Origin of the sequence: Parvimonas micra (assembly GCF_021300775.1) — a bacterium.
Classification (GTDB): domain Bacteria; phylum Bacillota; class Clostridia; order Tissierellales; family Peptoniphilaceae; genus Parvimonas.
On record NZ_JAJTJP010000001.1, the window covers coordinates 236,409 to 248,519 of the forward strand.

A 12,111-nucleotide genomic window follows, 5' to 3' on the forward strand; every position below is an offset into this window, starting at 1 on the left:
AGTTAATTTTGGAAAAAAAGATTACAAGATGTTCTTTTTGTGGGAAAGAAGTTGAAGAAGTAGATCAAATTGTAAGCGGGATTAATGCAAATATTTGCAATGAGTGTGTTGAGATTTGTCATTCTATGCTTGAATATCAAGAAAGAACAAAGAAAAGAGAAAGCTTAGAAAAATTACCAACTCCTATAGAAATAAAAAATATTTTAGATGAATATATTATTCAACAAGATAATGCTAAGAAAGCATTAAGTGTTGCTGTATACAATCACTATAAGAGAATTAATAGAGATGTAGAAAGTGAAGTCGAAATTCAAAAGTCTAATATTTTACTTGTTGGACCTACAGGAAGTGGTAAAACTCTTTTAGCTCAAACTCTTGCAAAAGTTTTAGATGTACCTTTTGCAATAGCAGATGCTACTACTTTAACAGAAGCGGGTTATGTTGGTGAAGATGTTGAGAATATAATTTTAAAATTAGTTCAAGCAGCTGACTATGATATAGAAAGAGCTGAAAAAGGAATAATATATATTGACGAAATTGATAAAATTACAAGAAAGAGTGAAAATCCTTCAATAACTAGAGATGTTAGTGGAGAGGGTGTTCAACAGTCTCTTTTAAAAATAATAGAAGGTACAGTTGCTAATGTTCCTCCTAAGGGAGGAAGAAAACATCCTGATCAACAATATATTCAAGTTGATACAACTAATATTTTATTTATTGTTGGAGGAGCATTCCAAGGTATAGATTCGATTTTAAAAGCCAGACTCGAAAAAAAATCAATGGGATTTGGCGCAGATGTTAAAACAGATAAACTTGATGATTTTTCTGAAATAATTAAGAATTTAAGACCGGAAGATTTACTAAAATATGGATTAATACCTGAATTTGTAGGTAGAATACCAATGATAGTAACTTTGGAAAGTTTAAATGAAGATTCTTTAATTAGAATTTTGGAAGAACCTAAAAATGCATTAATAAAACAATATAAAGAACTTTTATCTATGGATAATATTGAATTAGAGTTTGAAAAAGATGCAATAAAAGAAATAGCTAAAATAGCTCTTGAAAGAAAAACTGGGGCTAGAGGGTTACGTGCTGTTATTGAAAGTGCTCTCTTAGATACAATGTTTACATTACCTTCAGAGAAAGATGTAGAAAAATGTATTGTTACAAGAGATGTTGTTTTAGGTAAAGCAAATCCTGTTTTAATATATAAAGAAAGTAAAAAATAAAGGAAAAATATTTATGAGCAATATAAAGTTTAATATTGAAGAAAAATTAAATAGACCAGTAATAGCTCTTAGAGGGCTTTGGATTTATCCATACTCAGTTGTTCATTTTGATGCTGGTAGAAAAAAGTCTATAGATGCAATAGAGTCTGCGTTAAATAAAGATTCAATTTTAGTTGCTTTTACACAAAAAGATATTAGGACAGAAGATCCTAAGTCTGAAGATTTATATGAAATGGGAACTGTTGTTATCGTTAAACAAATTTTAAAAATGAATAATGGAATTACAAGAGTTTTAGCTGAAGGTATATGTAGATGTAAAGCAAAGAAGATATACGATGATGGGAAATTTTTAACAGCAGATGTTCAAGAATTCTATTATGATGAAGTTTCTGAAGAAGTTGATTCAGAATTATCAACTTTAAGAAATATGGTAGAAGTAGCATTTCAAGAATATACTGCAAAGAAAAGACATTTAGATGTTGATACTGAAGTAAGTGTTCAAAATTCTTCAAATATGGACAAGTTTACAAATAATGTAGCTAGTTATATTATGAGATTAACAGATGATGAACATTACGAAAACTTTAAGATTTTTGATATGAGAGAAAGACTTGAAAAGTTGTATGAAACTTTACAAAACTCTATTGAATTATCGTTTCTTGAAGAGAGTTTGTCTAGAAAAGTGTCTTCAAGATTAAATAAAAATCAAAGAGAATATTATTTAAGAGAACAACTTAATATAATAAAAGAAGAACTTGGAGATGGTGAGGACCTTAGCTCTGAATTGGATGAGTATGCAAATACTATAATGAGTTTTGGATTTGATGAGAACATTGAAGAAATGTTATTTAAAGAAATTAGAAAACTTTCTGAAATTCCATCAGGTTCTCCTGAGGGGAATGTAATAAGAAGTTATCTTGATAAAATAGTTTCACTACCATGGAAAAAATCAAAAAAAGAAAAATTAGATGTAGCATATACTAGAAAAGTATTAGACAAAGAACATTTTGGACTTAAAGATGTTAAAGACAGAATTGTTGAGTCAATAGCTTTAAGAAAGATATCAAATAATCAAAAGGGTTCAATTATATGTTTAGTAGGGCCTCCAGGAGTAGGTAAAACGTCAATTGCTAGATCAATAGCTAAGTCCTTAAATAGAGAATTTGTTTCTATGCGTCTAGGAGGACTTCATGATGAAAGTGAAATAAGAGGACATAGAAGAACATATGTAGGAGCAATGCCTGGAAAGATATTAACTCTTTTAGAACAATGTAAGGTTAATAATCCTGTAATGTTACTTGATGAGATAGATAAAGTTTCTAATGATTTTAGAGGGGATCCTTCTAGTGCGCTACTAGAGGTTTTAGATCCTGAACAAAATAATAAATTTACAGATAATTATATAAATATTCCATTTGATCTTTCAAAGGTTATGTTTATAACAACTGCAAATACAACTTCTACAATTCCATCACCTTTACTTGATAGAATGGAAGTTATTCCGGTTTCTAGCTATACTTATGATGAAAAAGAAAAAATAGCTATTAATCATTTAATTCCAAAGGAATTTAAAACTTTTTCTATTAATAAAAAAATGCTAGATATAAAACCAGAAGCGGTTAGAGATATAATTAGATATTATACTAGAGAATCTGGTGTTAGAAATTTAGAAAGAATGATAGAAAAAATTATAAGAAAAGCAGCTGTCATTTTGGTTTCTAAGGATAGTAAAAAAGTAACTGTTAATTCAAAAAATCTAGTTGATTTCTTAGGAAAAAGGAGATTTCATGATGATGTTCTTGAAAAAGAAGATAGAGTTGGATTGGTAAATGGTTTAGCATGGACAGAAGTCGGAGGAGAACTTTTAACAATTGAAACTGATATTGTTAATGGTACTGGAAAAATTCAACTAACCGGACAACTTGGTGATGTTATGAAAGAATCTGCTATGACTGCAATTTCTTTTGTTAGAAGTAAGGCTGAGAAATTTAAAATTGATGAAAATTTCTATAAGGAAAAAGATATTCATATCCATGTTCCAGAAGGAGCTGTTCCTAAAGATGGTCCTTCAGCAGGAATAACAATGACAACAGCTATAGTTAGTGCTCTAACAAATAGGAAAGTAAACAGACAGTTTGCAATGACAGGCGAAGTTACTTTAAGAGGTAGAGTTTTAGCTATAGGAGGTCTTAAGGAAAAAATACTTGCAGCTAATAGATATGGAATAAAAAATATAATAATTCCAAAAGAAAACGAAGTAGATATTGATGAAATTCCTGAAGAAATTAGAGAAACATTGAATATATATACTGTTTCAGATGTTTGTGAAGTATTAGATTTAGTTTTAGAAAAAGAGGTGTAAAGTGAAAATAATCTCAAGTGAATTAGAGCAAATTGCTGCGATTGTTTCACAGTATCCTAATTCGGATTTAAAGGAAGTTGCCTTTGCTGGTAGAAGTAATGTGGGTAAGTCAAGTTTTATAAATGCTTTTATAAATAGAAAAAATCTTGCAAGAACCAGTTCTAAACCGGGAAAAACAAGAACTGTAAATTTCTATAAAATAAATGATTCATTTAGATTAGTAGATTTACCGGGATATGGATATGCACAAGTTTCAAAAAGTGAAAAAGAAAAATGGGGAGTTATTATAGAAACCTATCTTTCAAATAGAGAAAATTTGTGTGAAGTTATACTTGTAGTTGATATTAGGCATGCCCCGAGTAAAGAAGATGTGCTTATGTATAATTGGCTTTTAGAATATGGTTTTACAGGATATGTTATTGCTACAAAAGCTGACAAAATATCTAAAGGTCAATGGAATAAACATATAAAAATAATAAAGGATACACTTAATATAAAAGATGGTAGTTTGGTTTTACCATTTAGTTCGGATTCTAAAGTTAATTTGGAAATGATTCATCAAAAAATAGAAGAAATTTTAATGGAAGAATAAAATTAAGGATAGAGATTGCCCAATAGTCTCTATCCTTTTTTACAACTAATGTTTGTTTTAAGAAAAAAACAATAAATTATATTTAATAGTTTTATTTACTTAAATCCAATTAATATAAAACAGTTAAAATTATTGACAAATTAGTCTGTTATATATATAATTAGAGTGACTAGCAAAAAAATTATTTTTTTGCTACATCTGCATGGGGAAAACTTAGTTTATTTTTTAAAAGATTGATTTCATTATATTGATACTATTAATTAAACAGAAGCTTACAATGCATTTATTAAAAAATTTTTTAGGAGGAGATGAAATGAAAAAATTTTTAAGAAATTTTAAAAAACCATTATTAACATTTATGTTAATGTTAGCTGTGTTGGTTCCTATTATTTCTAGTGTATTTATTAATGCAGAGGATAATATTTATGAAGCTTACACAAAGCCGGGTGAATATCCAGCAACCGATCATATTAAGAATCCAATATATATTAGACCAGAAGGATCAAATGAAAAAGGAATTGTTGGCTATTGTTTTAATGATCATAGATCATTCCCAGAAAGTTTGAATTCACCAAGAAGAATTAAGTACACTAAAGAGCTTGGAACTGCTGAAAGATTTGAAGAACTTGCTGATACTGAAAGATTTACTGGTGAGGACCTTTATAATGGATTAGTAAGAGTTATTTATAATGGATTTCCAAACAATAAATCAGGAATAAAAGAAAAATATGCTTTAACCGATGGACAATTTAGACAAATAACTCAATTTGCTGTTTGGTACTATACAGATAAGTATAATATGCCTAATAGAGATACGAGTGGAAATAATTATACTCAAAATGAGAAAGATGCATTTAATGATTTAGTTAATAGTACAACTGAGATACCGGCAGGATTAAAGCTTGATATTTATAGAAGTAAAAATGCTGATTATCAAAACTTACTAAGTGGTCATTTTCAAGAATCTGAAAAAGTAGAAGTTGAGTTTAGTAAGGTAAAATTAGGTGGAACAGAATTAGCTGGAGCAAAGATAGAAATCTATAAAGGAACACAAAAAGTAGAAGAATGGACAAGTGGAGCAACAAGTCATAAAGTTCAACTTGAACCAGGAGAATATAGATTCCATGAAGAAGCAGCACCAGAAGGATTTTTAGCAGTTACAGACTTTACATTTACAGTAAAAGCAGACGGAACTGTAACACTTGGAGCAATAGCTCAAGGAGAAACAGTAGTAGCAGAGAATGGAAAAGTAACAATAACTGACAATGCTAAACCTAACCCACAACCAACAACAAAAGAAGTTGAGTTTAGTAAGGTAAAATTAGGTGGAACAGAATTAGCTGGAGCAAAGATAGAAATCTATAAGGGAACACAAAAAGTAGAAGAATGGACAAGTGGAGCAACAAGTCATAAAGTTCAACTTGAACCAGGAGAATATAGATTCCATGAAGAAGCAGCACCAGAAGGATTTTTAGCAGTTACAGACTTTACATTTACAGTAAAAGCAGACGGAACTGTAACACTTGGAGCAATAGCTCAAGGAGAAACAGTAGTAGCAGAGAATGGAAAAGTAACAGTAACTGATAATGTTAAACCTGACCCACAACCAGGTCCACAACCTGCTCCAAAACCAGAACCTAATAAACCTAATGTTGAGAAAAATTCAAAATTACCAAAAACAGGAATTACTCAAGTTAGTTCTATAGTAGTTGCTATTATATCAGGTATTAGTATTATTACTGTAAAAAGAAGAAATAAATAATTATTAAAAAGTTAGGATTTTTTCCTAACTTTTTTTGTTAATAATCTTTATTATTTTAAAAATATGTATTGAAATATAAATATTATTGTGATACTATGATTGTGTTATAAATTTTTAATTATGGAGGGAATATTTTATGATTACAAACGAAATGATGAAAAATTTTAAAGAAAGATTTGAAAGTGATTTATCAAGTAAAGTTATTTCAAATGCGATTGCAAAAAACGGTATAGAAGCAAGTTCTTTAAATAATGATGCTTTAAGATTTCATAATTTTAAGTTTTCTAATAGTGTAAAGAAGGCGTCTATTACAAACCAAAAACAATCTGGACGTTGTTGGATGTTCTCAGGTTTAAATGTATTAAGATTAAAAGTGATTGAAAAACTTAATTTAAGTGATTTTGAATTTTCACAAGTATATTTATTTTTTATGGATAAAATGGAAAAATCAAATAACTTTTTAGAAGTAATGATTGAACATATTGACGAACCTATAGGTTCTAGACTTATGGATAGTTTATTATATCTTGGTGCAGATGATGGTAATTATTTTGAGTGTTTTGATGGTTTAATTTCAAAATATGGAATTGTTCCAAAGTCTGTAATGCCTGAAACTTTTAGTTCTTCTAATTCTAATGCTTTTGTTGAACAAATTAATCTTAGACTAAAAAGGACCGCAATGAATATGAGAAAAGCTCATTCAGATGGAGCATCAATTGAAGATTTAAAGAAAATAAAAGAAGAAACTCTTTATGAAGTTTATAATATATGTACAAAAACTTTAGGAAAATTACCTGAAACTTTTGATTTTGAGTATACTGATAAAGATAATAACTTCCATAAAGTTAATAATTTAACTCCTAAAAAATTCTATGAAGAATATGTTGGAGATTATTTTGCGAATAAAGTCGATTTAATTGAAGATCCAAGAGGTAAATATCCATATGGTAAAAAAATAGAATTAAAATATTTTAAATCAGTTAGAGAAGCTAGTCCTGTTGCTTCTTTAAATGTACCACAGGAACAAATCAAAAAGGCAATAATAGAATCAATCAAGTCTGGAGAAGCAGTGTGGTTTGCTTGTGATGTTATGAAAAACTGTGATAGAAAACTAGGTATAATGGATAAAGATTTATTCAACTATGATGAGACTTTAACAGAACTCGGCGAGTTTTCTAGAGCTGATAGAATTGATTATAGATGTACAGATTTAACTCATGCAATGACATTTGTAGGCGTTGATTTAGATGAAAATGGTAATCCGATTAAATGGCAAGTTGAAAATTCTTGGGGAGATGAACTAGGAGATAAAGGAATTTTTTCAATGAGTGACTCTTGGTTTAATAATGAAAACATCTGTGCAATTGTTGATAAAAAATTTGTTGATGAAAAATGGTTAAAAGGTTTGGAAGAAGAATCTATAAAGATTGAGCCATGGGAACCATATGCAATGATGTTAAGAAGATAAATTTAAAAGGAATTACTAAGTTATTTCTTTTTAAAAATTATTATTAAAAAAGTTTTTTATATAATAATTATGTTATAATAGTTTTATAAATTGGATTTATAGGAGGTAGTTATGACTAAAGAAAATTTAGATTTAAAATTTGAGGACTATAAATATATTCGTCCTGATTTAGAAAAATTAACAGCAGATATTAGAGCCTTAACTGAAAGACTTGTAAATGCTAAAACAGTTGATGAAGCTATTGAAACTTATAATGAGCTTAATGAAGTAATATCAGATGCAGATAGTATGGTTTCTTTAGCACATATTAAAAATTCAATAGATACTAAAGATGAGTTCTATGATAAAGAAATGCAATTCATACAAGAAAATTTTCCTAAAGTTGAGGAAGTTTCAGTAGAATATATTAGAGAATTTGTAAATAGCAAATTTAGAAAAGGACTTGAAGAAAAGTTTGGTGTATATTTATTCCAAAAATATGAAAATTATTTATTGACATTCAATCCTTCAATTATAGAAGATTTAGTAGAAGAAGCAAAGGTTGTTATGGAATATCAAAAACTTTTATCTTCTTGTTCAAAAGAATGGAATGGAGAACAATTAAATTTAACTCAACTTTCTAAATATTCTCAAGATAAAGATGCTGATGTTAGAAGAAAAGCTACAAATCTTATTTCAGAAGTTTATGAAGAACAAACTGAAAAATTAGATGAAATTTATGATAAGATTGTTAAGATAAGAGATAGAATGGCTAAAAAGTTAGGCTATAAAAACTTTGTTGAACTTGGTTATAAAAAAATGGGTAGAGTTGACTACAATGCAAAAGATGTAGAATCCTATAGAAAACAAATTGTAGAAACAATAGTTCCTATTTGTAATAAGCTAAGAGAAGAACAAAGAAAGAGAATAGGATTAGATAAACTTACTTTCTATGATGAACCAATTTTCTTTAAGTCAGGAAACCCTGCTCCTCATGGAGAAAAAGATTGGATGCTTGAAAGAGCTGAAAAAATGTACAGCGAATTATCACCAGAAACTAAAGAATTTTTTGATTTTATGAAAAGAAAAAATCTTTTTGACTTAGATGCAAAGAGTACAAAAGCTGCTGGTGGATATTGTACTTATTTAAGTAATTGGAGAAGTCCATTTATATTTGCTAATTTTAATGGAACAACTCATGATGTTGAAGTTTTAACGCATGAAGCTGGACATGCATTTCAAGTTTTCTCATCAAGAGATTATATTCCAGAATACACTTGGCCAGGAATGGAATCAGCAGAAATTCATTCTATGAGTATGGAGTTTTTCACTTGGCCATGGATGGATTTATTCTTTGAAGAAGAAGCTGATAAATTTAGATACAATCATATTACTCATGCATTGATGTTCTTACCTTATGGAGCATTAATAGATGAATTCCAACATGTTGTATACGAAAATCCTGAACTTTCTCCAAAAGAAAGACGTGCAAAATACAGAGAATTGGAAAAGAAATATTTGCCACATAGAGATTACGATGGAATTAAAGTTCTAGAGGAAGGTGGATTCTGGTTTAGACAAAGACATGTTTATCAAATGCCTTTCTATTATATAGATTATACTTTGGCTCAAGTATGTGCTTTCCAATTTTGGAATAAGGATAGAAAAGATCATAAAACAGCATTTGCTGATTATTTAAGATTATGTAAGACTGGTGGAACAAAACCTTTCTTACAACTTCTTGACGTAGCAAAATTAGAAAATCCATTTATTAATGGAACAATTAAAAAAGCTGTTGAACCAATAGAAGAATACCTAAATTCTGTTGATGCAAGTAAATTTTAAGTAATAAGAACCTCGCTGTTCCACGATGCTCTTCATCGGTCGGGTTCCTGAGAACCTTGTTGTTTAACAATAAATTAAAAAACGCTCCAAATGGAGCGCTTTTTTTATACTTGAATTTCTTTTGTCTCTTCAATCAAATTTTTATTTTCTTCTAAAATAGGATTAACTTCGTTTTCTATAAATTCATCAACTTGAGAAGGACATCTTCCTATATATTTCATAGGGTCTAACACTTCATTAAGTTCCTCTTTACTTATATCAAAGAAATCATCATTTACTATTAATTCTAATAAATTATTCTCAAGACCTTCTTCTTTTACATTTTTTCCTGCAATTTGAGAAAGTTCTCTAATTCTTTCGTGAAGTTCTTGTCTATCTCCACCTTTTTTTACTTGATTCATCATGATATTTTCACTTGCCATAAATGGTAATTCTGCCATTAAATGTTTTTCTATTACTTTTTTATATACTACCATTCCATCAACAACATTAGCATAAAGCTCTAATATACCATCTAATGCTAAAAATCCTTGAGATATTGAAAGTCTTTTGTTTGCACTATCATCTAATGTTCTTTCAAACCATTGAGTAGCAAAAGTTATTGAAGGATTAATAACATTTGCAATTACATAATTAGATAGAGCTCCAATTCTTTCTGATTTCATAGGATTTCTCTTATAAGGCATTGCAGACGAACCTATTTGGCTTTTTCCAAATGGTTCTTCAATTTCTTTAAGATGTTGTAAAAGTCTTAAGTCATTAGAAAATTTATGAGCAGATTGTGCTATATTTGATAGTAAGAATAGGACCTTACTATCAATTTTTCTTGAATATGTTTGTCCTGTTACGGCATATACACCTTTGAAGTTCATTTCTTGAGCAATATAATTATCGAGCTTTTTAACTTTTTCTTCATCATTATCAAAAAGTTCCATAAATGAAGCTTGACTTCCAGTTGTACCTTTTGCTCCACGAAGCTTTAAGTTGTCTAAAATAAAATTTAATTCTTCAAGATCTATTAACAAGTCTTGCATATATAGAGTTAATCTTTTTCCAACAGTTGTAGGTTGTGCTGCTTGAAAATGTGTATATGCGAGAGTAGGAATATTCTTATATTTTAAAGCATTAGTTTTTAATAAATTCAAAACATTTATAATTTTTTTCTTAATAACTAGAAGTGCTTCCTTGATAACTATAAGTTCAGTATTATCTCCTACAAAACAACTTGTTGCACCTAAGTGAATAATTCCTTTTGCATTTGGACATTGAATACCATAGGCGTAAACATGACTCATTACATCATGTTTTACAATTTTTTCTCTTTCTAAAGCAACGTCAAAATTGATGTTATCTTTAAAAGATTCAAGTTCTTTAATTTGTTCGTCTGTTATATTCAAGCCTAAACTTTGTTCGCCTTTTGCTAGAGTTATCCATAGTTTTCTCCAAGTTTTAAACTTAAATTCGTCAGAAAAAATATAACTCATTTCTTTGCTTGAATATCTACTTGTTAGTGGATTTGAATAAATGTCTTTCATAAAAACTCCTCAATTGTATTTTTAGTTTAAAAATATTTTTATCCATAATTTATAATAAACTATAAAATAGTATGGATAAATTCTCAATATATGTACATCTTTTTTACAAGATATAATGTTATATTTATTATATCATAAATTGTTTTATTAAAATAGATACAAAAAAAATAAAAAAATGTTGATATAACTTATATTTCAGTTTACAATCTATTTATAAATATGGTATAATAAGCAAAGCGTTAAGCTTTAATTATATGAAAAACAATTAAAATATATTCTAATAGGTAAAGAATATGATGAATATAAACAAGGAGGTCGTTTTAATAATGAATAATGAAGAAAAAATTAAAGTAATGAAAAATAGAAGAAAGAAAAGAAGACGAAGAGAAAATTTTATTATAATAACAGCTGTATTCTTAGCACTTTTTGTGTTTTTAGGTGGGAAATATGCCTTAGGTGTTATTTACCAAAATAAGAAACAAACACAAAACAAGGAAGCTAAGACTGGGAATTCAAAAGAAAATACTGAAACTAATACAAGTGAAAAACAAACTGAGAATTCGAAAGAAAATGCCGAAAAGAAAACATCTAATGGTTTAGAACTTTCAGAATCAGGAAGTCATATAAAATCAGCTGATTCATATGCTTATGATACTGCTGAAATAAGAGATTATATAATGAGTAAAAAAGAATATACAGGAAAGAAGATTGTATTTTTAACTTTTGATGATGGAGTTACGCCAGGAATTACTGATAAAGTTTTGAATATTTTAAAAGAAAAACAAGTTCCTGCAACTTTCTTTATAGTTGGAAAAACATTAAATGATCAAGCTAAACCTTATTTAGAAAGAGAATTAAAAGAAGGTCATGGTATTGCTATTCATAGTTTTTCTCATGATTATAATAAATTATATCCAAACAGAGTTCCTAATGTTTCTGTTATAAAACAAGAAGCTGAAAAAACAATAAGCAGATTAAAAGAACTATTAGGAGAAAACTTCAATACTGGTGTTTGGAGATATCCAGGTGGACATATGTCTTGGAAAGGTCTTGATACTGCTGGAAATGGTGATGAAGTTTTAAAAAGTTTAGGTCTTGAATGGATTGATTGGAACAGTTTATCTGGGGATGCAGAACCTCAAAAGGTTAGACCTACAAATAAAGATGAAATGTTAAAATATGTTAAAACTTCTTTAAGTTATTGGAAACAACAAAATGTAGCTGTTGTTTTAATGCATGACTCTCAAGGAAAGAATTTAACAGTAGAAACTTTACCTAGTATAATTGATTACTTTAAATCAAATGGATATGAATTTGGTATTTTAAAATAGGTGAA

General features: G+C 28.5%; 8 protein-coding genes. 7 read left to right on the forward strand and 1 reads right to left on the reverse strand.

The window, feature by feature from the left end; translation table 11 throughout:
- Positions 1 to 8: 8 nt before the first annotated feature.
- From clpX to LW893_RS01260, 6 genes are all read left to right on the forward strand, one after another.
- Complete coding sequence (gene clpX / locus LW893_RS01235) at positions 9 to 1,232, forward strand: ATP-dependent Clp protease ATP-binding subunit ClpX (protein ID WP_233055421.1); 1,224 nt, start codon at positions 9 to 11, stop codon at positions 1,230 to 1,232.
- 13 nt (positions 1,233 to 1,245) lie between these two features.
- Complete coding sequence (gene lon, locus LW893_RS01240; RefSeq protein ID WP_233055422.1) at positions 1,246 to 3,594, forward strand: endopeptidase La; 2,349 nt, start codon at positions 1,246 to 1,248, stop codon at positions 3,592 to 3,594.
- Between the two features lies 1 nt (position 3,595).
- Positions 3,596 to 4,186 carry a ribosome biogenesis GTP-binding protein YihA/YsxC gene (gene yihA, locus LW893_RS01245; RefSeq protein WP_233055423.1) on the forward strand — a complete coding sequence of 197 codons (591 nt, stop codon included), beginning with the start codon at positions 3,596 to 3,598 and terminating at the stop codon, positions 4,184 to 4,186.
- A 313-nt stretch (positions 4,187 to 4,499) separates the two neighbouring features.
- Positions 4,500 to 5,948, forward strand: a complete 1,449-nt coding sequence (locus tag LW893_RS01250) for a thioester-forming surface-anchored protein (RefSeq protein ID WP_233055424.1) — start codon at positions 4,500 to 4,502, stop codon at positions 5,946 to 5,948.
- Between the two features lie 136 nt (positions 5,949 to 6,084).
- Positions 6,085 to 7,416 (forward strand): aminopeptidase C, encoded by a 1,332-nt coding sequence (locus LW893_RS01255; RefSeq protein ID WP_233055425.1) that lies wholly within the window; start codon positions 6,085 to 6,087, stop codon positions 7,414 to 7,416.
- A gap of 111 nt (positions 7,417 to 7,527) precedes the next feature.
- Positions 7,528 to 9,240 carry a M3 family oligoendopeptidase gene (locus LW893_RS01260; protein ID WP_233055426.1) on the forward strand — a complete coding sequence of 571 codons (1,713 nt, stop codon included), beginning with the start codon at positions 7,528 to 7,530 and terminating at the stop codon, positions 9,238 to 9,240.
- Between the two features lie 104 nt (positions 9,241 to 9,344).
- Here the strand turns inward: LW893_RS01260 and purB are convergent, their stop codons facing one another.
- On the reverse strand, positions 9,345 to 10,775 hold the full coding sequence (gene purB / locus LW893_RS01265; RefSeq protein WP_233055427.1) for an adenylosuccinate lyase: 1,431 nt from the start codon (positions 10,773 to 10,775) through the stop codon (positions 9,345 to 9,347).
- 326 nt (positions 10,776 to 11,101) lie between these two features.
- On the opposite strand from purB, the gene LW893_RS01270 reads away from it, so the two are divergent.
- The gene (locus LW893_RS01270; RefSeq protein ID WP_233055428.1) at positions 11,102 to 12,106 is read left to right on the forward strand and encodes a polysaccharide deacetylase family protein; all 1,005 of its coding nucleotides are present in this window, start codon (positions 11,102 to 11,104) and stop codon (positions 12,104 to 12,106) included.
- The last annotated feature ends 5 nt before the right edge of the window (positions 12,107 to 12,111 follow it).